Origin of the sequence: Dyella thiooxydans (assembly GCF_001641285.1) — a bacterium.
In the GTDB taxonomy this organism is placed as follows: domain Bacteria; phylum Pseudomonadota; class Gammaproteobacteria; order Xanthomonadales; family Rhodanobacteraceae; genus Dyella_A; species Dyella_A thiooxydans.
In genome coordinates, this window is the sequence record NZ_CP014841.1 from 2,244,425 (window position 1) to 2,266,606 (window position 22,182).

General features: G+C 64.4%; 22 protein-coding genes. 16 read left to right on the plus strand and 6 right to left on the minus strand.

The genetic code is table 11. The features are described from left to right. The first annotated feature begins 38 nt into the window (after positions 1–38). The 11 genes from ATSB10_RS10280 (at position 39) to ATSB10_RS10330 (ending at position 11,155) form a co-directional block, all read left to right on the plus strand. A complete protein-coding gene (locus ATSB10_RS10280; protein WP_063672562.1) occupies positions 39–1,973 on the plus strand; it encodes a tetratricopeptide repeat protein in 1,935 nt (644 codons plus the stop codon). 28 nt (positions 1,974–2,001) lie between these two features. Then, positions 2,002–3,189 carry a DegT/DnrJ/EryC1/StrS family aminotransferase gene (locus ATSB10_RS10285; RefSeq protein ID WP_063672564.1) on the plus strand — a complete coding sequence of 396 codons (1,188 nt, stop codon included), beginning with the start codon at positions 2,002–2,004 and terminating at the stop codon, positions 3,187–3,189. Continuing rightward, complete coding sequence (locus ATSB10_RS10290; protein ID WP_017462692.1) at positions 3,186–3,425, plus strand: acyl carrier protein; 240 nt, start codon at positions 3,186–3,188, stop codon at positions 3,423–3,425. Before ATSB10_RS10285 ends, ATSB10_RS10290 begins: the two co-directional genes overlap by 4 nt. Continuing rightward, positions 3,422–4,483 (plus strand): 3-oxoacyl-ACP synthase III family protein, encoded by a 1,062-nt coding sequence (locus ATSB10_RS10295; protein WP_083966174.1) that lies wholly within the window; start codon positions 3,422–3,424, stop codon positions 4,481–4,483. Before ATSB10_RS10290 ends, ATSB10_RS10295 begins: the two co-directional genes overlap by 4 nt. Then, positions 4,473–5,510: an aromatic ring-hydroxylating oxygenase subunit alpha gene (locus ATSB10_RS10300; RefSeq protein WP_063672566.1), complete on the plus strand. Its 1,038-nt coding sequence runs from the start codon at positions 4,473–4,475 to the stop codon at positions 5,508–5,510. The genes ATSB10_RS10295 and ATSB10_RS10300 overlap by 11 nt, the downstream gene beginning before the upstream one ends. Continuing rightward, positions 5,476–6,237 carry an SDR family NAD(P)-dependent oxidoreductase gene (locus ATSB10_RS10305; protein WP_083966176.1) on the plus strand — a complete coding sequence of 254 codons (762 nt, stop codon included), beginning with the start codon at positions 5,476–5,478 and terminating at the stop codon, positions 6,235–6,237. The genes ATSB10_RS10300 and ATSB10_RS10305 overlap by 35 nt, the downstream gene beginning before the upstream one ends. Then, the gene (locus ATSB10_RS10310; RefSeq protein WP_063672569.1) at positions 6,234–6,863 is read left to right on the plus strand and encodes an LbetaH domain-containing protein; all 630 of its coding nucleotides are present in this window, start codon (positions 6,234–6,236) and stop codon (positions 6,861–6,863) included. Before ATSB10_RS10305 ends, ATSB10_RS10310 begins: the two co-directional genes overlap by 4 nt. After that, complete coding sequence (locus ATSB10_RS10315) at positions 6,856–7,830, plus strand: 3-oxoacyl-ACP synthase III family protein (RefSeq protein ID WP_063672571.1); 975 nt, start codon at positions 6,856–6,858, stop codon at positions 7,828–7,830. The genes ATSB10_RS10310 and ATSB10_RS10315 overlap by 8 nt, the downstream gene beginning before the upstream one ends. Before the next feature lie 26 nt (positions 7,831–7,856). Continuing rightward, complete coding sequence (locus tag ATSB10_RS10320) at positions 7,857–9,314, plus strand: lipopolysaccharide biosynthesis protein (protein ID WP_083966177.1); 1,458 nt, start codon at positions 7,857–7,859, stop codon at positions 9,312–9,314. Between the two features lie 22 nt (positions 9,315–9,336). Then, on the plus strand, positions 9,337–10,359 hold the full coding sequence (locus ATSB10_RS10325) for a glycosyltransferase (protein WP_063672575.1): 1,023 nt from the start codon (positions 9,337–9,339) through the stop codon (positions 10,357–10,359). A 241-nt stretch (positions 10,360–10,600) separates the two neighbouring features. After that, complete coding sequence (locus ATSB10_RS10330; protein WP_236886400.1) at positions 10,601–11,155, plus strand: class I SAM-dependent methyltransferase; 555 nt, start codon at positions 10,601–10,603, stop codon at positions 11,153–11,155. On the opposite strand, the gene ATSB10_RS10335 is transcribed toward ATSB10_RS10330, so the two are convergent. The 3 genes from ATSB10_RS10335 to ATSB10_RS10345 are packed head-to-tail and all read right to left on the minus strand — an operon-like array spanning position 11,152 to position 14,288. Next, positions 11,152–12,189, minus strand: a complete 1,038-nt coding sequence (locus tag ATSB10_RS10335; protein ID WP_063672579.1) for a glycosyltransferase family 2 protein — start codon at positions 12,187–12,189, stop codon at positions 11,152–11,154. The two genes, ATSB10_RS10330 and ATSB10_RS10335, sit on opposite strands and share 4 nt — an antisense overlap. Then, positions 12,186–13,352 (minus strand): glycosyltransferase family 4 protein, encoded by a 1,167-nt coding sequence (locus tag ATSB10_RS10340; protein ID WP_063672581.1) that lies wholly within the window; start codon positions 13,350–13,352, stop codon positions 12,186–12,188. Before ATSB10_RS10340 ends, ATSB10_RS10335 begins: the two co-directional genes overlap by 4 nt. 48 nt (positions 13,353–13,400) lie before the next feature. After that, on the minus strand, positions 13,401–14,288 hold the full coding sequence (locus ATSB10_RS10345; protein WP_063672583.1) for a glycosyltransferase family 2 protein: 888 nt from the start codon (positions 14,286–14,288) through the stop codon (positions 13,401–13,403). Positions 14,289–14,449: 161 nt separating this feature from the next. Between ATSB10_RS10345 and pilB the strand changes: the two genes are divergently transcribed. The 4 genes from pilB to coaE all read left to right on the plus strand — a co-directional run bounded on the left by pilB (position 14,450) and on the right by coaE (position 19,120). Beyond that, positions 14,450–16,177 (plus strand): type IV-A pilus assembly ATPase PilB, encoded by a 1,728-nt coding sequence (gene pilB / locus ATSB10_RS10350; protein WP_063672585.1) that lies wholly within the window; start codon positions 14,450–14,452, stop codon positions 16,175–16,177. 133 nt (positions 16,178–16,310) lie between these two features. Further along, complete coding sequence (locus ATSB10_RS10355; RefSeq protein ID WP_063672587.1) at positions 16,311–17,573, plus strand: type II secretion system F family protein; 1,263 nt, start codon at positions 16,311–16,313, stop codon at positions 17,571–17,573. A gap of 73 nt (positions 17,574–17,646) precedes the next feature. After that, the gene (locus ATSB10_RS10360) at positions 17,647–18,507 is read left to right on the plus strand and encodes a prepilin peptidase (RefSeq protein WP_063672589.1); all 861 of its coding nucleotides are present in this window, start codon (positions 17,647–17,649) and stop codon (positions 18,505–18,507) included. Positions 18,508–18,514: 7 nt separating this feature from the next. Continuing rightward, positions 18,515–19,120, plus strand: a complete 606-nt coding sequence (gene coaE / locus ATSB10_RS10365) for a dephospho-CoA kinase (protein WP_063672591.1) — start codon at positions 18,515–18,517, stop codon at positions 19,118–19,120. 4 nt (positions 19,121–19,124) lie between these two features. On the opposite strand, the gene ATSB10_RS10370 is transcribed toward coaE, so the two are convergent. The 3 genes from ATSB10_RS10370 to ATSB10_RS10380 form a co-directional block, all read right to left on the minus strand. Further along, positions 19,125–19,523, minus strand: coding sequence for an NUDIX domain-containing protein (locus tag ATSB10_RS10370; RefSeq protein ID WP_063672593.1), 399 nt, complete (start codon positions 19,521–19,523; stop codon positions 19,125–19,127). Continuing rightward, on the minus strand, positions 19,523–20,011 hold the full coding sequence (locus ATSB10_RS10375; protein ID WP_063672595.1) for a dihydrofolate reductase: 489 nt from the start codon (positions 20,009–20,011) through the stop codon (positions 19,523–19,525). Before ATSB10_RS10375 ends, ATSB10_RS10370 begins: the two co-directional genes overlap by 1 nt. A gap of 138 nt (positions 20,012–20,149) precedes the next feature. Next, a complete protein-coding gene (locus ATSB10_RS10380; protein ID WP_063672597.1) occupies positions 20,150–20,944 on the minus strand; it encodes a thymidylate synthase in 795 nt (264 codons plus the stop codon). A gap of 153 nt (positions 20,945–21,097) precedes the next feature. On the opposite strand from ATSB10_RS10380, the gene ATSB10_RS10385 reads away from it, so the two are divergent. Beyond that, positions 21,098–22,114 (plus strand): TIGR00266 family protein, encoded by a 1,017-nt coding sequence (locus ATSB10_RS10385; RefSeq protein ID WP_063672599.1) that lies wholly within the window; start codon positions 21,098–21,100, stop codon positions 22,112–22,114. The last annotated feature ends 68 nt before the right edge of the window (positions 22,115–22,182 follow it).

The window sequence follows — 22,182 nt, forward strand, 5'->3', positions numbered from 1 at the left end:
GCGACCCCTTCGGTCGCCGCTCGTCTACCACGGCTCCGATGCGCCATACCAAGCTTCCGCCCATGCTCAGGGCATGGCCGCTGTACCTGGCCATGCTGGTTACCGCCTGCGTCTATTGGCCGGGTCTGTCCGGCGGCTGGCTGTTCGACGACTACCCCAACATCGTCGACAACCATGGCGTCCAGCCCGATCACGCCAGCGTGGCCACCCTGACGCGTGCGGCGCTCTCCTCGCCGTCGAGCCAGTTCAAGCGCCCGCTGTCGTCCCTCACGTTCGCCGCCAACTACCTCGCCGCCGGCCTCGATCCGTTCTGGATGAAGGTCACCAACCTGCTGATCCACCTGCTGAACGGGGCACTCGTGTTCGCCCTGTCGCGAAGACTGCTTCGCTGCGCCTCGCCGGACGACCCTGGCGACCCCGCCCGCGAAACGATCCTCGCCGGGCTGATTGCCGCGGCCTGGCTGTTGCTGCCGGTCAACCTGACCGGGGTGCTCTATGTGGTGCAGCGCATGGAGAGCCTGGCGAACCTGTTCGTGCTGATGGGCTTGCTCGGGTATGTCGCCGGCCGCCAGAGGATGCTCGAGGGCCGCACCACCTCCGGCCTGTGGCTGTGCTGCGCCAGCGTGATCGCCGGCACTGCCATCGGGCTCACCGCCAAGGAAACCGCCGCCATGCTCCCGCTCTATGCCGCCCTGGCAGAGTGGGTGCTTTTCGATTTTCGCGATCATCAACGGCGCCGCAGCCTTCCGGTCCTGGGCCTGTTCGTAGTCACGCTGCTGCTGCCGCTGGTGCTCGGCCTGGCGTGGCTGCTTCCGGGGCTGCTGCAACCGGCGACCTGGGCCACGCGGGATTTCACCCTGCGGACCAGGCTGCTGAGCGAGGCACGCATCGTCACGGACTACATCGGATGGACACTGGCGCCCACGCCGGGCGACCTCTCGTTCTATCACGACGATTTCCATGTCTCGCAAGGCTGGCTGCAGCCATGGACCACGCTGCCGAGCGCACTCGTGCTGGTCTCGCTCGGCTGGATAGCGGTGCGCCTGCGCCGACGGTATCCACTGGCCTCGCTGGGCATCGCGCTGTTCCTGGGATGCCACCTGCTCACCGGCACCATCCTGCCGCTGGAGCTGATCTACGAGCACCGCAATTATTTCGCCAGCTTCGGACTGCTGCTGGCGGTCATACCGGCGCTTGCCGCGATGCCTGCTTCGGCAGCGCGCCCGCCCTTCGCGTTGACCCGCCGCGCACTGCTGGGCGCCCTGCTCGCCTGGTGGGCCCTGCTGACCGCCATGACGGCACAGGCCTGGGGGAACCCGCTGTCGCTGGCGGTGGAGCTGGCCGACCGGGCCCCCCACTCGCCCCGCGCGCAGTACGAGCTGGGCCGGACCTACATCATCTACTCGCGCTACGACCCGGAATCCCGCTTCACCCGGCTGGCGTACGCGCCGCTGGAACGCGCCATGAAACTGCCCGACAGCTCGATCCTGCCGGAGCAGGCGCTGATCTTCATGAACTCCCGGATGCATCTCCCGATCAAGGATGCGTGGTGGGACAGCCTGATCGGCAAATTGAGGGCCCGGAAGCCGGGTGTGCAGGACGAGAGCTCGCTTGCAGCGTTGACCCAGTGCGCCCGCGATGGACGCTGCCCACTGCCACCGGAGAAGATGGTCGCAGCATTCCAAGCCGCCATTTCCCACGCAGCACCCAGCCCCAGACTGCTTTCGAGCTATGGCGATTACGCCTGGAATATTCTGAAGGACCACGAGCTGGCCTTCAGAATGGCAAAGGCTGCCAGTGCTGCCGATCCACACGAACCAGCCTATCGGATTACCTTGGCGCGGGAAGCCTTGGCGCTGGATCAGGTCAGCGAAGCGCGAATCCAGATTCGGGAGCTCGAAAAGCTGGATGTGGCTGGCTCCCTGGATGCGGACATCCACGAACTGACCGCTGAGCTCCCTGTTGATCACTGAACCATCCGCCCAAACCGGAATCGATCGCGTGGCAACCAAGCGCATTCAAACCACCAAAGACCTGGCGATCAACGGGGCGCCCCCCGCTTTCGAGGAGCCGTTGCACGTCGGTCGTCCAAACATCGGCGACCAGAAGCGCTTCCTCGAGCTGACCAGCCAGATCCTCGATAACCGCTGGCTGACCAACAACGGCCCATTGGTTCGCGAGCTGGAGTCGAGAGTCGCGTCTCTGCTCGGCGTGAAGCATTGCATCGCCATGTGCAACGGCACCGTGGCGCTGGAAATCGCCATTCGAGCACTGGGTCTGGAAGGCGAGGTGATCGTACCTTCCTACACGTTCATCGCCACCGCTCACGCCCTGCACTGGCAGGCGATCACACCCGTTTTCGCCGACATCGACCCTTCCACGCACAACCTTGACCCGGACGCGGTGCGGCGAATGATCACCCCGCGCACCACGGGTATCATCGGTGTGCATCTGTGGGGGCGCGCTGCTCCGGTCGATGAGCTACAGGCCATTGCAGACGAGCATGGGCTGAAGCTCATGTTCGATGCCGCGCACGCCTTTGGCAGCACCTACAAGGGGCAGACCATCGGAAGCTTTGGCGCCTGCGAGGTGCTCAGCTTCCATGCAACCAAGGCTTTCAACACCATGGAGGGTGGGGCCGTCGTCACCAATGACGACGAGCTCGCCGAAACCATCCGCCTGATGCGCAATTTTGGCTTCAACGGCTATGACAACGTCATCCACCCCGGCACCAACGGCAAGATGATCGAGGTATGCGCCGCCATGGGGTTAGCCAACCTCGACGGCTTCGGTGACATCGTTGCGATCAACCGACGCAATCACGAGGCCTACAAGCTCGCGTTGAACGACATTCCTGGCATATCAGTGCTGGAATACGGATCCTCCGAGAGGAACAGCTATCACTACCTAGTAGTAGAGGTGGGCGCGCGTTGCCCGGCAGACCGTGATGAGATTGTTGCCGCTCTCCAAGCTGAAAACATTCTGGCACGCAAGTACTTCTGGCCTGGCTGCCACAAGATGAAACCCTATCGCGACCTATATCCCCACGCTGGTTTGCTGTTGCCCAACAGCGAAGCCGTAGCCGGTCGAGTTATCGTGCTCCCGAACGGCGCCGCGGTGGATGACGTCGCGGTGTCCACCATCCGCGACGTCATCGTCGCACTTATCGACAAAAGGCCCATATCGTGACCATCGACGACTTCATCGAGAAATTCGCCTTCGCCATTGAGGTCGAAGCCGACACGCTCACGCCGGACACCCGTTTCAAGGAGCTCCCGAGCTGGGATTCGCTCAACACGCTGGCGGTCATCGCCATGGCGGATGCCGACTATGGCGTGACCGTGACCGGACGTGACATCGAGGCGTCCTCAACGGTGAACGATATCTGGGCCATCGTTTCTTCGAAGAGCACGGCGGCAAAATGAACGCAGTGACGGGCGTCGCGCTTCGCGCGGTGACGGCAGCGACGCCGACCCGCGTGGCGCGCACAGCGGACTACGCCTATCTCGAACCCGAGGAACGCCGTCGCTTCCAGAAGGCTACCGGCATCGTCGAGCGCCGCATTGTGGCCGCGGGACAGTGCGCGTCAGACCTCTGCCTGGCGGCAGCCAAGGCGGCGCTGGCCCACCTCGACTGGGATTCGGCCAGCGTCGGCGCGCTTATCCTGATCACCCAGACCGGCGACCAGCCGGTGCCGGCTACCAGCATCGTCCTGCAGGACAAGCTCGGCCTGCCGTCGACCTGCATGGCGTTCGACATCAACCTAGGATGCTCGAGCTACCCGTATGGGCTGGCCGTGGCCGGCTCGGTGATGCGTACGCTGGGCATCGCCCGCGGACTGCTGCTGATCGGCGACGTCTCCAGCCGTGTTTGCGCCGAGCATGACAAGAGCGCCTGGCCCTTGTTCGGCGATGCCGGTTCCGCCACCGCACTGGAGCTTGACGAAAACGCGCCCCCCATCCATCTCGACCTGTGTTCAGACGGTTCCGGCAGGGAGGCCATCATCATTCCCGGCGGCGGTCTGGCCTCCCGGCAGCCGCCGGTCGACGGACGCATTGCCGATGCCACAGGCGGCGACGGCGTGCCGCGCCGCGCCGACAACTTGGTACTGCGCGGCGCGGACATCTTCAGCTTCGCCATCTCGCGCGTGCCCGGCAGCATCCAGCGTGCCATCGCCAGCAGCGGCCGCGAGGCGCAGGACTTCGATTTCCTGTTGCTGCACCAGGCGAACCGGATGATCAACGACACCATCGCCCGCAAGCTCGGCTTCGCGCCGGACCGGGTACCCACGTCGATCGAGCACTATGGCAACACCAGCTCGGCGTCCATCCCGGTGACGTTGTGCGCCAACGCCGCCTTGTTCGATGTGCCCCGCTGGGTGGTTGCCTCGGGCTTCGGCGTGGGCCTGTCTTGGGGAAGTGCCACCTTCCAGCTGCCGGCGGCTGCAGTGCTCCCCTGCATCGACACCGACGATGTCTATTGATCGGCGCTGCTACGGCGATCCCGGCGTCTTCGCGCGCGAGCTGGAGACGATTTTCGCCGAGCGGTTGTTCGCCGGTACGCGGGCCGACTTTGCCCGGCCCGACGACTATCGCAGCCTGCGGATCGGCCGCAAAGCGGTGACCATTCGCCGTACGCGCAGTGGCGTGCGCGCGTTCGACAACGTCTGCCTGCACCGCAACGCGCTGATCGACCTGCCGGGTTGCGGCAACCGGCCGTTTCGTTGCGGCTACCACGGCTGGAGCTACGCCGACGATGGCGCACTCGCCGCGGCCCCGCTGGTCGACAAGGCCAGTATCGCCAGGTGCCGGCTGGGCAGTTACCCGGTCAGCGAATCGGGCGGCCTGCATTTCCTGGGGCTGCGTGGTGCGGCCCCGGTTGTCGACGAGGTGGCGCAGGTACTGGCCGACACCGGCGTCGTGCCGGATACACCGTTCCATGCTGCTGTCATGGAGCATGCCTGCAACTGGAAGCTGCTGGTGGAGAACGTGCTCGAGGGCTACCACCTCAGTTTCGTCCACGGCGACAGCTTCAGGCCCGCGGGCTTCACGTCCACCGGTCGCTACGCCTGGCATGGCGGCCGATACACCTCGTGGAACGAGATGCTTCCCGTCGACGCAGCGGACAAGACCGCGGCGCTTCGTCGCCTTGCGCCGAAGGCCGGGCACTTCTACCGCCATGGCTACGTCTTCCCGGACCTGTTCCTGTCCAATACCAATGGCCTGGTCGGTTTCCTCAGCCACGTCATCCCGGTGGACGCGACGCGCGCGCAGTTGGCCTGGCAGCTGTTCGAGCTGCCAGCCCTCAAGGCATTGCCGCCTGCATTGCGGCAGCACATGCGTGAGGAGGCGATCGCCTTCACGCAGCAAGCGCTGGCGGAAGACAAGATCCTGGTCGAAGCCTGCCAGCAGGGGCTGGAGGCGGACGGCTTCGCGGTGCAGCTGCAGCCCCAGGAGGCGCGCATCGCGCACTTCCATGCGCTTTACCTGGCGAGGACGAACGATGTTTGAAGGCAAGACCCTGCTCATCACCGGCGCGACTTCGGGGATCGGTTTCGCCACGACACGGCGATTGCTGGCCGAGGGTGCCAGGGTAGTGGCCGTCGGCCGCAATCCGCAGCGCCTGGCGGAGCTTGTGCAGCATGGCGGTGACGCGGTGCTTCCGCTGGCTTTCGACCTCACCGATTTCGCGCGCTATCGCGAAGTGCTGGCGCCGGTGCCCGCACTGGACGGCCTGGTCCATTCCGCCGGCATCGTGGAGAACAACCCGCTACGCTTCTTCTCGCTGGAAACGCACCAGCGCATCGTGGCGATCAACCAGACGGCGCCACTGGCCCTGGTGGCCGAGCTCGCGCGCGGCAACAAGCTCAATGCCGGCAGTGCGATCGTCTTGCTTTCCTCCATCCTCGGTCCGGAAGTAGGCATCAAGGGCACAGCCAGCTATGCCGGCACCAAGGCGGCATTGACTGCGTTTGCGCGGGTGATGGCACTGGAATTGGCGCATAAGGACATACGCGTGAACTGCGTGGCTCCCGGCATGGTGCAGACCGAGCTCGTGGACGATCTCCATCAACTGTCGGAGGAGGCGTTGCAGGCCGATCGCGCCCGCTACCCGTTGGGCAAGCGCTACGCGACGGCTCACGAGGTCGCCGCCGCTATCCGCTTCCTGCTCTCGTCCGATGCAGCCTTCATGACTGGCCAGACGCTTGTCGTCGATGGCGGATTCACGGCCCAATGAGCGCAAAGTCTCTACTGCTGCTGGGTCGTGGCGGCTTTGGCCGCGAGGTGGCCGCGTGGATCGCGGCGCGGGCCATGCCGTTCACCGTCCTGGGCTTTCTCGACGATGAAAACCCCCGCGAGTCCGACGTGCTGGGACCGATCCAGGGCCATGAGCCACGGCAGGACGCAAGCTACCTCACCTGTTTCGGTGACGGGCGTGCACGGCACAAGGTCCGCACGCAATTGCAGGCGCGCGGCGCGCGTTTCGCCAGCCTGGTTTCCCCCGACGCGATGACCGCGACGCCGCTGGAGGATGCAATCAACAGCATTTTCCTTGGCGCCTGCAGCATCTCCGCCGGCGTGACGCTGGGTGACGACCTGCTGGTGCAGGGGTTCGCCGTGGTGGGCCACGACGTCGCCATCGGCACCGGCGTCACCATCAGCTCGCATGCCTTCATTGGCGGCCACGCTAGGCTGGAGCCGTTCTGCACGATTCACCCACACGCCGTGGTGTTGCCGCATATCGTGGTCGGAGAGGGGGCCGTCGTTGGCGCAGGAGCCGTGGCAATCAGGGACGTCGCGCCATACACCACCGTCTTCGGCTCACCCGCCAAGGTCATTGCCTACGGCAAGCCTCATGAATGACGTCTATCTCAACCTGATTGCCTCCGCACATGGCTCGCAAACCGAGTTCAACGACGCCGACACGTTGGGACAGTCCGCCGCAGACTGCGATCGCATCGTCAAGAAGACTGGGGTACAAAGCCGACCGATCGTTGGGGAGAGCGAATACACCAGTGACCTGGCTCTACGTGCCACGGAGCAATTGCTTCTGCAAAGCACGAGTACTGCCAGTGAATTTGACGGACTGATCGTTTGCACGCAGACGCCCGATCACTTGATTCCCGGCGTCTCGTCGCGAGTACACGGCAAGCTTGGCTTCAGACAAGACTGTTACACCATGGATATCAACCAAGGTTGCAGCGGATTCATCTATGGCGCCCATCTCATGGCTGCCATGGTTCGGAGCAAGGCGTTGCAACAGGCAGTCTTGGTAAACGCCGACTGCTACACGCGGCTGATTCGGCACGATGACCTCACAACCCGCGTGTTGTTCGGCGACGCGGCGACAGCAACCATTTTCTCGACCCAGCCCAGTGGCTTTCGATTGCTTTATTCCCGCTGCTATGCGGACGGTACCGGCTATGAGGACTTCATCGCCCGTGGCTCGGCTATCCAGCCTGACAGTGGCGTTGCCCAGGGTATCCATATGAATGGACCGGGCATCCTGTCATTCGCTCTGCGGGTGGTGCCAGATGCTGTCGATTCCGCATTGAGGGACAACGGGCTAAACAAGAGCGATATTCGGATGTTTGCCTTTCATCAGGCGAACAGTTTTGTTCTCGGCAAGCTTGCCTACAAGATGGGCTTGGAGAATGACCAAGTTCCGCAGAACAGCGCGGAACTGGGAAACACGGTGTCCGCATCCATCCCGCTGCTGTTGCTGGACCAGCAGGATCATCTGAAGCGTGGTGATCTGGTTCTGGCGATAGGCTTCGGCGTAGGTCTGTCCTGGGGGGGGGCGCTGTTTGAGTATGTAGGCAACGACTGAACCTGCTACTCACGGCGCTTACACATATGTCAAATCTCGAACGACGTGCGGCCAATGCAGCATGGTGGAGCACGCTGGAGATCCTGGCACGCTATGGCGTGCAGTTTCTCGTCATGGTTGTGTTGGCGCGCCTGCTCTCGCCCGCCGATTTTGGCCTGATTGCGATCTTGTTGGTATTCACAAGCGTCGGCACGCTGCTGGTCGACTCGGGTTTCGGGGCGGCACTGGTACAGCGCCAGCGCACAACAGCTGACGACGAGACTACCGTTTTCATCTTCACGGTCGGCGCAGGCATTCTCACCGCCAGCATTCTGGTGCTCGCCGCTCCGGCCATTGCCGTCTTTTTCAACGAGCCGAGGCTGGTAGACCTGACTCGCGTCATGGCGCTGGTATTGCCGCTCGGAGCTTTCGCTTCGGTGCCCGATGCGCTGTTGACGATGCGGCTCGATTTCAAGGCGCGCGCACGTGCGGAAGTGATTGCCTCGTTGTGCTCGGGAGCCGTGGCGGTGGTGCTGGCATTGCGTGGGTTCGGCGTATGGAGCCTGACGTGGCAGAGCATCGTTTCGATCGGCACACGAGGAATCCTGTTGTGGCTCTATTCCGGATGGCGGCCGCGCGGTCGCTATCGCGGAGCATCGTTCCGCAGCCTGTTCGGGTTCGGTGGCTACATGCTGCTCTCGGGGTTGCTCAACGCGGCTGCCATGCGCCTGCAATCGCTGTTGATCGGCAAGTTGTTCGATACAAGCTCACTGGGGTACTACACCCTCGCGCAGAATACCCAACAGGCTCCCGCCTCGTTGATCGACGGCATTCTCAAACGGGTGGGCTTGCCGGTTTTTTCCACGATCGCGCAGGACCGGGCAAGGCTGCGGTCTGCCTTCAGGGCGTCGCTGCGCATGGCGATGTTCCTGTTTGTCCCTTGCATGGTGGGTATCGCTCTAGTCGCCAAGCCGCTGATCGAACTGGTTTACGGAGCGCGCTGGAGCCCCGCGTCGCCCATCCTGAGCATTCTGTCCCTGAGCGCCGCACTGTGGCCCATCCACGTACTCAACCTGGCAGCCATCGGTGCACAGGGGCGATCGAATCTGCTGCTGAGGGTAGAAGTTATCAAGCAGGTCATAGGTATCCTGCTGATTGCCATTGCCTCACCCTGGGGGCCGCTTGCCATCGCCTGGGCCGTACTTTTCTCCAGCCTTTTTGGCGTAGGCATCAACGCCTATTACTCGAAAAGACTGCTCGATTACGGCGCATTCGCGCAGTTGCTGGATCAGTCCGGGACCTTCGCATTGTCGCTGGTGGCGGCACTGGTTGGCTGGATGATTCTGCAACGGGCGACGCCCGGACCCACGTCGATGCTTGGTGCCATTGCGGCGGCAAGCATGGTTTATGGCACGCTGGCCGTTCTTACGCGCAATACTGCGCTGAACGGCTTGTTGACTATCCTGCGTACGCTGCGCGAGAGGTCCAACACACCGACCCAATGATGCCTGTCAACGAGACCGCAACATGACGCCAGCGTCCAACGGCGACGTATCGCACGATAGCCACGAAATCAGTGACCACCTTGCACTGGTCAAGCAACCTGTTGTCAGCGTGCTCATGCTCGCCTACAACCACGGCCCTTACCTGGCGCAAGCGATCGACAGCGTGTTGGCCCAGCAAACCGACCTGCCTATCGAGTTGCTTATCGGCGAAGACTGCTCGACCGACAACACCCGTGACGTCGCGCTGCGGTATCAAGAGGCGCATCCGGACATCATCCGGGTCATCACTGCCGACAAGAACGTTGGCTCGACCTTGAATCATCGACGAATTCTGCTCGCTGCACGAGGTGAGTTTTACGCCTATCTCGACGGTGACGACTACTGGCTTCCGGGAAAGCTTTTGCGTCAGGTCAAATACTTGCGCGAACATTCCGACTGTGTCGCAGTCTTTACCAATGCCCAGACGGTCGATGAGAACAGCCAAACCATCGGTATATTCAATGATGTCGGAGATGGGCAGTTCGGCCTGGGTGCACTTTTGCGTCGAGGCAATTTTCTAAACAACAGCTCGGTGGTCTATCGCGCGACATCTCGCCCAGCCCTGCTCGAGATCGAAGTTGCATCAATCGACTATCGTGGACATTTACTGCTGGCTAGAAACGGCTTCTTGGCACATTTGTCAGAACCTTTGGTTTCCTACCGCATCGGTTCGGCTGGATCGATGGTGGCACACGATAACAACCGTGTTCGCCAGCTCTACTGGGAGGCGATCATGAGCGTGCCTCGTGAGATGGTCACAGATGATGACCTCGCACACGGCATCGCCGACTTCATCCGACGTGTGTTCTATCGGTCGCTGCGGACGCGCCAGATCAAACTGCTGAGGGAGTGGCTGCCATGCGCGTTGCGCGCATCGCCATATGGAACGACACGGACCAGTTTACTGGCAGCTGGATCGATTCTGCGCATTGCTTACAAGGAGGTCATCGGCCGAATCCGCAAAGACGCTCACGGCAATCAATCCAAAGTGCTATACCGTCGCTAGCGTGCCTCACTGGAACATGATGAAACTCGTCAAAATCGCCAAATATGTGCTAGCAGGCTGGGTACCTGGCGGCCGGTGCCAGTGTGTGTTGTGTGGCCATCGAGTATGGCGTTTCATGCCTTACATGCATGGGTCGGCAGGCGTACCTGAACTTATGCGCGTAATCGACACTGTTGGCAGCGACCCCGACTGGTTTGAATGCCCGCGTTGCGGAGCTCACGATCGAGAGCGGCACTTATTGATGTATCTGAAGAAGACCAACATGCTGGCGGGCATGCGTGGTAAGTCCGTGCTGCATTTCGCACCGGAAAAGCGACTTGCACCACGCATTATCGATGTGGCGCCCGCTCGATACGTTCCTTGCGACCTCTACCCGAGCTCCCCCGATGTACAGCGTGTCGATATGCTTCAAATGCAGTTCGCCGATCAGTCGTTTGATCTGGTCATCGCAAACCACGTACTAGAGCACGTCGACGACGATATGAGGGCTCTCAACGAAGTTCGTCGCGTGCTCAAGCCCGGGGGGTATGCCATCCTGCAGACGCCGTACAGCGAAAAACTGCATCGTACTTGGCAGGACCCGGGCATCGACACAGATGCTGCGCGGCTGCAGGCTTACGGCCAAGCCGATCATGTCCGCCTGTTTGGCCGGGATATCTTCGATCGCATCGCATCGCAGGGCTTCGACAACCTGGTCGGGCGACACGACGAACTGTTGCCCGGTGTTGACACCTTGCATACCGGCGTCAATCCGGCCGAACCGTTTTTCCTGTTCCGCAAAAGGTCAACCGACTAGCTCAGGTTGGGTAGGCCATGCCGGGCGAGCACGCGGAGTTTCTGGGGAATCTTGTCCAGCAACCCGACATAACTCCAGAAGCCCATGACGCGCCCGGCCTGCGCCGCACTGCGCGCCTTGATCAGCGTGGGCAGGAGGCCAACGGCCCCCTTGATCGCCGGCCAGTAGATGCGCGTCCAGACACCGGCGTCACGCATCAACGCACACAGGGCGAAGCCTTCGAGAGCGAGCACCGCGAGATGGATCAGGAACCAGGGCCAGGCAGCCCAGGTCGGGGTACAGACCAGCACCAGGCACGCCCTGTTGCGCTCGCTGAGAAAACGCCGCCGATAGCTCGTCCGCAACTTGCCGTCGACGACGCGATTGCCGCCGAAGCTTGTTCCCTGCCGGTGGAGATAGCCGCTGCGTTCCACTACGGACACGACGCCTCCCTTCAAGCGTGCAAGCAGGCACAGGTAGGTATCCTCCACGTTCGAGACCATCCACTCGGGAAAACCGCCGAGAGCCATCCACGCGCTCCTGCCGATGAACAGACAGGCACCCTGGACATACGCCAGATCGGCCCGGCCCGGAAGCCGCGAAGGCATCGGCGTGTGGAACACGTCCAGCCGCACGCCCCTGTCGACAAGCGCCCCGGACTCCGGGTCGTACTGCGGTAGCGAGAGGACCGTCAGTCCCGGCTGCCCCCCCGCCGCATCGACGAGAACCTCGAGCGCATCGGGCCTGAGGGTCGCATCATTGTTCAACAAGAGCAGAAACCGCCCTCTTGCCCTCGAGGCCATGCGGTTGTTCGCCAGGCAGTACCCGACATTCTTCGAGCTCTCGATGACTTCCACACGTGGGTGGCGTGACCTCAGGACCGCCAGGGATGCATCGCTGGACGCATCATCGTGCACGATAATTTCAACGGAGGCTGGAAGCGTCTGCGCATAGACGGACTCAAGACACTCGTCGAGTAGATGCTCTCCGTTGAAATTCGCTATGCATACGCTGACCAGAGGCTCCGGAACACGATCTGCACTACCCGTATTCATGCAAGCCTCCGGTAAAGATCCAGATGCACACGTGCGATCGTGGACCAGTCGTAGCCGCTGACAGCACGAAGCTGGAGATATCCGGCATCGGCCAGCGCATCGGGAGCACGCAATTTTTCGACAAGCCTGCGGGCAAGCTCGTCCGCGTCCCCAGAGCGGACTATCCAGGTATCGTCGATGGCCAGGTCGGGAAGCGCGCCGACCCGACTGACCAGGACGGGGCAACCCATCGCCGCGGCGCGACAGGCTGCGCCGGACTGGCCGGAGAGGCGACGATAGGGGAACACGGACAACTCGCTGACCCTGATCAATGCGTCGATGTCCTCATCGCTCTGGAACCCCTCCAGCAGAACGATCCGGTCACGCGAGGCGCGGCTTTCCAGCATCGCCCGGATGCCGACTGCTTCGTCGCCGGTGCCCGCCAGGGAAGCGGCCAGTCTCCCGCTGATGCCCTGCCGACCACCCCACAACCGCCCCGCGATCACCAGGGCGACGTCATCGAGTTCCGACCGCACACTCGACCAGGCCTCGAGCAGCACATCCAGGCCCTTGTAGCCTCGAAGATTGCCGAAAAGCAGCACATGCCGCTGGGCGGGAGAGAGGCCAAGGCGCCGGTAATCCTCCCCGCCGGCCGGTGCTGGCTGCCGGAGTGGTGCGAGGCCATGCGGAACGACGTGCACGGGTGGCGTGCGGCGTCCCAATCGTCGCAGCAAGTCCTCGCGCGCCGCCTCCCCATGCACCACCAGCGCGTCGGCAGTGCGCAGCAGCCGGTCCTCGAGCATCCGGAAAATGCCGGACTTTTCGTGCGGCAGCGGATTGTGGACCGTCACGAGGACCTTCTTCCCCCGGCGGCGGGCCATCGCCGCCAGGGGCCACAGGTAGCTCGACAGGGGCGGGGCCCAGTGCTGGATGTGGATGACATCCGCCGCCCCCCGCGCAACCCGGTACCAACTGAGGGGGCTAGCCCAATGCAGGGCTCCGCCCGACCCATTCGCCCCCCCTCGCTCCGCGGGATGAAGCGCGGACGGATAGGCGCTGACATAGTCCACCTTGTCGACCTGCAGCCCCTCTTCCCGCGACAGGCCTCCGAACAACGCATCACCGTATGGACTGAGCCCGCGCACCGGCTGCCCGAACTGACAAACGAGCTGGACTCGCGTCATCGGTGTGAACCCCGTTCGTGGAGGCCGGAAGGTTGTACCGCACTCATGTCAGTTCGACTGACGGTAGATCAGGCTCGTGATCTGCTCCGACACCAGGCCAATCAGAAAGACGATGACGGCAGCGCTCCACAACAGCGTGCTCATATTGGTCAGGCGGTTGTACGCATGCAGCGTGTACGCGTAATTCAAGCAGCCGAGCAGAAAGAAGACCGCGCTTGCCGGAACGAAAAGCTTCAGGGGCGAGTACAGCGTGGCGATCTTGAAGATGATCAGCAAGAACCGCATGCCGTCGCGCAGCGGGCGGATATGGCTGGTGGTGCCGTCGCGCTGCGCCACGTGAATCGGTTCGTAGGCCACCGGATAGGCGCTGCGGAAGAACGCCATGGTGCTGGTGGTGGGGTAGCTGAAACCGTTGGGCAGCAGATACAGGAACTCGCGGAACTTGTCCGCGCGCACCGCACGGAAGCCGGAGGTCAGGTCCATCACGCGGTGGCCGGTCATCTGCGTGGCCAGCCAGTTGTAGAGGGTGTTGGCGACGCCCCGCCCGACCCCCGCCTGCCCCTCCCAGGAGCGGGCTCCAACCACCATGTCGTAGCCCTGCTCCAACCGTGCGAGCAGGCGGGCGACATCGGCCGGATCGTGCTGGCCATCGCCATCCATGAACACCAGGACCTCGCCCGTGGCCGCCCGGGCGCCGCGCTTGATCGCCGCGCCGTTGCCCATCGAGTAGGGGGAGGACAGGCAGGTGACACCGGAGCGGGCGCACACCTCCCGGGTATCGTCGGTCGAGCCGTCGTCGACCACGATGATTTCCGCCTCCGGGTGCAGCGCATGCAGGGAGGGCAGCAGATGGGCGAGCGCAAGCGCCTCGTTCTTGGCGGGAAGGATGATGCTTGTCTTCAAACCTGGATTCCCCCGACGATGGCTGGTGATCATAGCGCGGCGACCTCGCCTGCCGCTGCGCCCCACACCGGTCAAAGCCGGGGCGACTTCGCATCTTGCGGAGGCAGGCCCCCGCGAGGGCCTTGCGGGTGATGACCGCCCTGCTAGAGTGGGGTAAATTCCACGTTAATCAGCAGGCTGGGGCGGATTTCACCATGTCATCTCAAGTGCAGGCATCCCTTGCCGGTCTCTCGGGCATGGCCCGCAGGCTGGTCTCGGAGGGCGTGGTGCCGGAGGCTGATGTCCGCAAGGCCGTGGCAGATTCGACCCAGGCCAAGGCCACGCTGGCCACCTGGCTGCTCGACCACCAGCTGGTCGACAGCACGCGCTTCACCCAGGTGGCGTCGGTCGAGTTCGGCATGCCGATGATGGACGTGACCTCCCTTGCTCCGGCCAGCATGCCGCTGAACCTGATCAGCGAGGCGCTGGTCACCAAGCATCGCGCCCTGCCGCTGTTCCGTCGCGGCAAGCGCCTGTACGTCGGCATCGCCGACCCGATGCAGTCGCACGCGCTGGACGAGATCAAGTTCCACTCCAACTGCATGGTGGAGCCGATCCTGGTCGAACGCGGGCAGTTGCAGCGGGCGATCGACGGCGCGATGAGCGCCATGAACGCCAACATCTCCGACATGGGCGGCAGCGATCTCGACGACCTCGAGCTCGAGACTTCCGGTGGCGACGAGGAGGCCGACCAGACAGGCATCGACGCGACCGGGGGCGATGACGCCCCGGTGGTGAAGTTCGTCAACAAGGTGCTGGTCGACGCGATCCGCCGGGGCGCCTCGGACATCCACTTCGAGCCATTCGAGAGCCAGTACCGCGTCCGCTTCCGCATGGACGGCATGCTGCGCGCCGTGGCCAGCCCGCCGATGAAGCTGGCCAGCCGGATCTCCTCGCGCCTGAAGGTGATGGCCCAGCTGGACATCGCCGAGAAGCGCGTGCCGCAGGACGGGCGCATCAAGCTCAACCTGTCCAAGAGTCGCGCGGTCGACTTCCGTGTCAGCACCCTGCCCACGCTGTTCGGCGAGAAGATCGTGCTGCGTATCCTGGACGGCTCGGCCGCCAAGATCGGTATCGAGAAGCTCGGCTACGAGCCGGAACAGCAGAAACTCTACGTGGACGCGATCCACAAGCCCTACGGCATGGTGCTGGTCACCGGCCCCACCGGCTCGGGCAAGACGGTGTCGCTGTATACCGCGCTCAACATGCTCAACACCGCCGAGCGCAATATCTCCACCGTGGAAGACCCGGTCGAAATCCGCGTCGAGGGCATCAACCAGGTGCAGCAGAACACCAAGCGCGGCATGACCTTCGCCGCGGCGCTGCGCTCCTTCCTGCGCCAGGATCCGGACGTGATCATGGTCGGCGAAATCCGCGACCTGGAAACCGCCGAGATCGCCATCAAGGCGGCGCAGACCGGTCACATGGTGCTGTCGACACTGCACACCAACGACGCCTCCCAGACCATCTCGCGACTGATGAACATGGGCATCGCGCCCTACAACATCACCTCGTCGGTCACCCTGATCGTGGCGCAGCGCCTGGCGCGACGCCTGCACGACTGCAAGAAGCCGATCGAGTTGCCGCCCGAGACCTTGCTGGCTGCCGGTTTCACGCAAAAGGACATCGACGAGGGCATGACCATCTACGAAGCGGTCGGCTGCGATGGCTGCAACGAGGGCTACAAGGGGCGCGTGGGTATCTACCAGGTGATGCCGATGCTCGAGGAGATCCAGAAGATCATCCTCAAGGGCGGCAATGCGCTGCAGATCGCTGAGACCGCCAAGGAGGCCGGCATCAACGACCTCCGCGCCTCGGCCCTGCTCAAGGTGAAGAACGGCCTGACCAGCCTGACCGAAATCGACCGCGTCACCAAGGACTGAAGCACCGGGTTCCGTGGCCCGCGACACATTGCGGATGCGCGTCCGGCCACGGAAAACGGCATCGGAAATGCAATAAGCTGTACCAGTTACCGCCGGCCGCCGGCCGGTTCAAGGTGGGATGAGGGGGAGACGCATGGCTACGGCGACGGCAAAGAATCCGCGGGATCTGGGCGCCCAGCGGGCCCAGGTCAGTCAGGCGACCGTGTACGACTGGGTGGCCCTGGACAAGCGCGGCAAGCGCATGAAGGGCGAGATGCCCGCCAAGAACGCCTCGCTGGTCAAGGCGGAACTGCGCCGCCAGGGCATGAACCCGCAGACGGTGAAGGAACGGGGCAAGCCGCTGTTCGGCGCCACCGGCAGCACGGTCAAGCCGCGCGACGTGGCCATCTTCAGCCGCCAGATCGCCACCATGATGGCTTCGGGCGTGCCGATGGTGCAGTCCTTCGAAATCATCGCCGACGGCCAGAAGAACGTCCGCTTCAAGAACATCCTGACGGACGTGAAGCAGGGTATCGAAGGCGGTGCCTCGCTGAACGAGGCCCTGGCCAAATACCCCATCCAGTTCGACGAGCTCTACCGCAACCTGGTCCGTGCCGGCGAATCGGCCGGTGTGCTGGATACCGTGCTGGACACGGTGGCCACCTACAAGGAGCGGATGGAGGGCATCAAGGCCAAGATCAAGAAGGCCCTGTTCTACCCGGTGATGGTGCTGGCCGTGGCGCTGCTGGTCAGCATGATCATGCTGCTGTTCGTGGTGCCGGTGTTTGCCCAGACGTTCCGCGACGCCGGAGCGGAGCTCCCCGCCCCCACCCAGATCGTGATCAACGCCTCGGAGTTCATGAAAGCGTACTGGTGGCTGGTGATCGGCAGCATCGTCGGCGGCGTCGTGGCGCTGGTGATGGGCAAGAGGCGTTCGGTCAAGTTTGCCCACTTCCTCGACCGCCTGATGCTGAAGCTGCCGGTGATCGGCAACATCCTGCGCCAGTCGGCCATCGCCCGCTTCGCCCGCACGCTGGGTGTGACCTTCAAGGCGGGCGTACCGCTGGTGGAAGCACTCGATGCGGTGGCCGGCGCGACCGGCAGCGTGGTCTACAGCGACGCCGTGAAGGCCATGCGTGATGACATCGCCGTCGGCCACCAGCTGCAGCTGGCGATGCGCCAGACCGGCCTGTTTCCCAACATGGTGGTGCAGATGACTGCCATCGGCGAGGAGTCCGGTGCCCTGGACAGCATGCTGTTCAAGGTGGCCGAGTTCTACGAGGAAGAGGTCAACAACGCCGTCGATACCCTTTCCACCCTGCTCGAGCCGCTGATCATGGTGATCCTGGGTGTGCTGGTGGGCGGCATGGTGATCTCGCTCTACCTGCCGATCTTCAAGCTGGCGGCAACCGTCTAGGAAGACCCGCCCGGGTCTCGTGGCCCCTTTCCCCGGCGGGAAGGGGCCTTTTCTTTTCCGCGACAGGCAACCCATGACCGACCTGCCCCTCTGGATGTGGATCCTTTCCGCCGGTGTGCTCGGCCTGCTGGTGGGCAGTTTCCTCAACGTGGTGATCCTGCGCCTGCCCGCCAGGCTTGAGGCCGAGTGGCGGGCCGATGCCATCGCCATCCTCGAACGCGAGGAAGAGCCGCCGGCGGCACCGCCCCCCGGCATCGTGTTCGAGCCCTCGCACTGCCCGAAGTGCAAGCACCGGCTGGCGTTCTACGACAACATTCCGGTCTTCGGCTGGCTGATGCTGCGAGGGCGCTGCCGGTATTGCCGCGAACCCATCTCGGCACAGTATCCGCTGGTCGAGCTGGTCACCGGCCTGTGCAGCGCAGCGATCGTCTGGCGTTTTGGCGCAGGCTGGCCGGCACTGGCCGGGCTGGCCTTCACCTGGGCCCTGATCGCCCTGTCCGGCATCGACCTGCGCACGCAGCTGCTGCCCGACCAGATCGTCTATCCGTTGCTGTGGCTGGGCCTGCTGCTGTCGTTGGCCCCCTTCCTCGTGCAACCGGGCCCGGCCATCCTCGCCGCGGCGATCGGCTACCTCAGCCTGTGGAGCGTGTACTGGGGGTTCAAATTGCTCACCGGCAAGGAGGGCATGGGGCACGGCGATTTCAAGCTGCTCGCCGCCCTCGGCGCCTGGATGGGGCTGGGCTGCCTGTTGCCGGTCGTGCTGCTGTCGTCGCTGATCGGCGCGATCGTGGGCGGCACCCTGATGGCGCTGAAGCGCCACGACCGCGACGTGCCGATGCCGTTCGGCCCCTTCATCGCGGCCGCGGGCTGGGTCTGGTTCGTCGCGGGCGACCAGCTGTGGGCGGCCTACGCCCACCTCACCGGGCTGCACTGAGGTACCCATGTCCGGCTTCGTGGTCGCACTCACCGGAGGCGTCGCTGCGGGCAAGAGCGCCGTGGAAGACCGCTTCCGCGCCCTCGGTGTCGGTGTGCACGACGCCGACCGCGCGGCACGCGAGGTGATCGAGCCGGAGACCCCGGGCCTGGCCGCCATCGTGGAGGCTTTCGGCAGGGAAGTGCTGGGCCCCGACGGGCGCCTCGACCGCCCATCCATGCGACGTCGCATCTTCGCCGACCGCGATGCCCGCCACACGCTCGAGGCGATCATCCACCCGCGCGTCCGCCAGTGGCTGCGCGACCGCGCCGACGACGATCCGGGGACCTACTGCATCCTGGCCATCCCCCTGCTTGTAGAGAACCTGGCGCATTACCGCTGGGTCGATCGCGTACTGGTGGTCGACGTGGATCCGCAGGAACAGGTGCGCCGGCTGATCCGGCGCGACGGCGTGGACGAGGGACTCGCCCGGCGCATGCTGGCCAACCAGGCATCGCGCGAACAACGACTGGCGATCGCCGACGACGTGATCGACAACGGCGGCCCCGAAGACGCCCTGGACGAGCAGGTGCGCGCGCTGCATGCGCGCTACCTCGCGCTCGCCCGCACCTGAGAGGTCAGGTCCCGAGCAGGGTCCGGAGAATCGCCTGGTCGGCTGGCGCCAGCTGGGCGGGGACGAGTGCCTCGGGTCGATGCCACCGCAGGCCCTGCCCCTCCAGCGGACCGGGAATGCCGTCCCAGGCGGTTACGACCCAGGTATCCAGCAACAGATGAAACACGTCGTATCGCCAGGGCAGCACCAGCAGCGGATACGCCTCGCGCACCTCGATGCCCAGTTCCTCGCGCAGCTCGCGCACGAGCCCGGCAAAAGGGATCTCGTCCGGCTCGAGCTTGCCACCGGGAAACTCCCACAGCCCGGCCAGGTGCTTGCCGGGCGGACGCTCGGTGACCAGCACTGCACCGTCGGGCCGGCGCAGCACGCCGGCCATCACATGCAACGGTCCGGGTGGAGCCATCAGGCGGTGCGGATGTACTCGACCATGTCGAAGTCGTACGCGTGGTCGGCGTCCGCCTTGTGGTGGGTCCGCGAAACCTCGGTCCAATCGCTGAAATGGACACCCGGGAAAAAGGTGTCGGCGCCGTCCACCGCGGCGTTCACCCAGGTCAGGTACAGGCGCTGGGCCACGGGAAGCGCCTCGGCATAGACCTGGCCACCGCCGACCACCATCAGACCGGTGCCGTCGGCACGCGCACGCGCCTCCTCGATCGAGCGCACCGTGACCTGCCCCGGGAACGGCGCTTCGTGGCGCCTGCTGAGCACCAGGTTGGTCCGACCCGGCAGCGCCTTGCCGATCGCCAGCGCGGTGTTGTAGCCCATCAGCACGTACTTGCCGAGGGTGAGCTCCTTGAACCAGCGCAGGTCGTCCGGCAGGTGCCAGGGCAACTGGCCCTTGCGGCCGATGGCGAAGTTCTCGTCGAGGGCGGCGATCAGCGAAACGGCCATGACAATCCTTGCTGCAAAAGTGGCAACGCAGTGCGCCTGGGACGCACCGTTAACCAGAGGATTCTAACGCGCAACCGGCGGGCCCGGCACCCTTCGCGACCGGAAAAGGGATCCTGCAGACGCCCGCACGGCGATCGATCAGACGGCCACGGGGGCCTTGATCGCAGGATGCGACTGGTAGCCCTCGATGGTGACATCCTCGTAGCGGAAGTCGAAGATCGAGCGGATCCCGGGATTGAGCCGCAGCGTCGCCAGCGGCAGCGGCTCGCGCGTGAGCTGCAGCGCCGCCTGCTCGACGTGGTTGTTGTACAGGTGCGCATCGCCCAGGGTGTGCACGAAATCCCCGACCTCGAGGCCACAGACCTGCGCCACCATGTGGGTCAGCAGGGCGTAGCTGGCGATGTTGAACGGCACGCCGAGGAAGATGTCGCCCGAGCGTTGGTAGAGCTGGCAGCTCAGCCGCCCGTCCGCGACGTAGAACTGGAACATCGTGTGGCAGGGCATCAGCGCCATCTTCGGCAGCTCGCCCACGTTCCAGGCGCTGACGATCAGCCGGCGCGAATCGGGATTGCGGCGGATCTCGTCCACCACCCAGCGGATCTGGTCCACCGCGCCACCGTCGGCCGTGGGCCAGCTGCGCCACTGGGCGCCGTAGACCGGACCGAGATCGCCGTTGGCGTCGGCCCACTCGTCCCAGATGCTGACGCCGTTCTCCTTGAGGTAGGCAATGTTGGTGTCGCCGCGCAGGAACCAGATCAGCTCGTGGACGATCGAGCGCAGGTGCAACTTCTTGGTGGTGACCAGCGGGAAGCCCCGCGCCAAGTCGAAGCGCATCTGCCAGCCGAACACGCTGCGCGTGCCGGTACCGGTGCGGTCGGATTTTTCGGTGCCGTGTTCCAGCACGTGGCGAAGCAGATCGAGGTAGGCGCGCATGCCTCCATGGTATCCGGTAGGAGCGCACCCTGTGCGCGAATGCCCTTGCTCCCGATCGGCATCGAAGCCAGAAGCGTTCGCGCACAGGGTGCGCTCCTACACCGCTCGGCGGTTCCGGCCTAGACTCGGACTTTTCCCAGGGAGGCAACGCAGATGGCCCAGTGGTACTTCAGCTACGGCAAGGACGCCGAACGGATCGGCCCGCTCGACGACATGGCGGCCCGCGAGCAGGCGCGGCGCCAGCCCGACGGCTACTGCTGGCGGGAGGGGTTCACCGAGTGGAAGCCGGTCCGCGCGGTCGGCGAGCTGGCCTCCGGCCTGGGAGCGACGTCGATGCCACCGCCGGCCCCGCCGCTACGGGGTGCCGGCGCCGATGAGATCGACTACCGCATCGTCGGCACCGACATGCAGTTCGTCGAGATCGAGCTGGACCCGGGCGAAAGCGCCGTGGCCGAGGCCGGCGCGCTGATGTACAAGGAGTCCGCCATCCAGATGGATACGGTCTTCGGCGACGGCTCGGCCGCCAGCCAGGGCGGCGGCCTGATGGACAAGCTGCTCTCGGCCGGCAAACGCGTGATCACCGGCGAAAGCCTGTTCACCACGGTGTTCACCCACAACGGCAGCGGCAAGGCCAAGGTGGCGTTCGCCGCGCCCTACCCCGGCACGGTGATGGCGATGAAACTGTCCGAGCACAACGGCCGGCTGATCTGTCAGAAGGATTCCTTCCTGGCCGGCGCGCGGGGCGTGCAACTGGGTATCTTCTTCCAGCGCAAGATCCTCACCGGTCTGTTCGGCGGCGAGGGCTTCATCATGCAGAAGCTGGAAGGCGACGGCTGGGTGTTCGTGCATGCTGGCGGCACCATGATGCAGCGCGAGCTGAAGGCGGGCGAACGGCTGGACGTGGATACCGGCTGCGTGGTGGCCTTCCACGACACCGTCAGCATGGACGTGAAGCCCGTCGGCGGCATCAAGAGCATGTTCTTCGGTGGCGAGGGCATGTTCCTGGCCACGCTGACCGGCCCGGGCACGGTGTGGCTGCAGTCGCTGCCGTTCTCGCGGATGGCCGGCCGCATGCTGGCGGCGGCACCGCAGGGCGGCGGCCAGCGTCGCGGCGAAGGCTCGATCCTCGGCGGGCTGGGCGACATCCTCGGCGGCGACAGCAACTTCTGAGCCCGGTCCCGCAGGCGCCGTTCATGCTGTAGGAGCCCGCTCGCGGGCGATGCTCTTGCTCCTGATCC

Coding starts and splice junctions, on each gene's coding strand:
- ATSB10_RS10280 (WP_063672562.1), top strand. CDS start 39: ATGCGCCATACCAAGCTTCCGCCCATGCTCAGGGCATGGCCGCTGTAC.
- ATSB10_RS10295 (WP_083966174.1), top strand. CDS start 3,422: ATGAACGCAGTGACGGGCGTCGCGCTTCGCGCGGTGACGGCAGCGACG.
- ATSB10_RS10300 (WP_063672566.1), top strand. CDS start 4,473: ATGTCTATTGATCGGCGCTGCTACGGCGATCCCGGCGTCTTCGCGCGC.
- ATSB10_RS10305 (WP_083966176.1), top strand. CDS start 5,476: ATGCGCTTTACCTGGCGAGGACGAACGATGTTTGAAGGCAAGACCCTG.
- ATSB10_RS10310 (WP_063672569.1), top strand. CDS start 6,234: ATGAGCGCAAAGTCTCTACTGCTGCTGGGTCGTGGCGGCTTTGGCCGC.
- ATSB10_RS10315 (WP_063672571.1), top strand. CDS start 6,856: ATGAATGACGTCTATCTCAACCTGATTGCCTCCGCACATGGCTCGCAA.
- ATSB10_RS10320 (WP_083966177.1), top strand. CDS start 7,857: ATGTCAAATCTCGAACGACGTGCGGCCAATGCAGCATGGTGGAGCACG.
- ATSB10_RS10325 (WP_063672575.1), top strand. CDS start 9,337: ATGACGCCAGCGTCCAACGGCGACGTATCGCACGATAGCCACGAAATC.
- ATSB10_RS10330 (WP_236886400.1), top strand. CDS start 10,601: ATGTATCTGAAGAAGACCAACATGCTGGCGGGCATGCGTGGTAAGTCC.
- ATSB10_RS10335 (WP_063672579.1), bottom strand. CDS start 12,189: ATGAATACGGGTAGTGCAGATCGTGTTCCGGAGCCTCTGGTCAGCGTA.
- ATSB10_RS10340 (WP_063672581.1), bottom strand. CDS start 13,352: ATGACGCGAGTCCAGCTCGTTTGTCAGTTCGGGCAGCCGGTGCGCGGG.
- ATSB10_RS10345 (WP_063672583.1), bottom strand. CDS start 14,288: ATGATCACCAGCCATCGTCGGGGGAATCCAGGTTTGAAGACAAGCATC.
- pilB (WP_063672585.1), top strand. CDS start 14,450: ATGTCATCTCAAGTGCAGGCATCCCTTGCCGGTCTCTCGGGCATGGCC.
- ATSB10_RS10355 (WP_063672587.1), top strand. CDS start 16,311: ATGGCTACGGCGACGGCAAAGAATCCGCGGGATCTGGGCGCCCAGCGG.
- ATSB10_RS10360 (WP_063672589.1), top strand. CDS start 17,647: ATGACCGACCTGCCCCTCTGGATGTGGATCCTTTCCGCCGGTGTGCTC.
- coaE (WP_063672591.1), top strand. CDS start 18,515: ATGTCCGGCTTCGTGGTCGCACTCACCGGAGGCGTCGCTGCGGGCAAG.
- ATSB10_RS10370 (WP_063672593.1), bottom strand. CDS start 19,523: ATGGCTCCACCCGGACCGTTGCATGTGATGGCCGGCGTGCTGCGCCGG.
- ATSB10_RS10375 (WP_063672595.1), bottom strand. CDS start 20,011: ATGGCCGTTTCGCTGATCGCCGCCCTCGACGAGAACTTCGCCATCGGC.
- ATSB10_RS10380 (WP_063672597.1), bottom strand. CDS start 20,944: ATGCGCGCCTACCTCGATCTGCTTCGCCACGTGCTGGAACACGGCACC.
- ATSB10_RS10385 (WP_063672599.1), top strand. CDS start 21,098: ATGGCCCAGTGGTACTTCAGCTACGGCAAGGACGCCGAACGGATCGGC.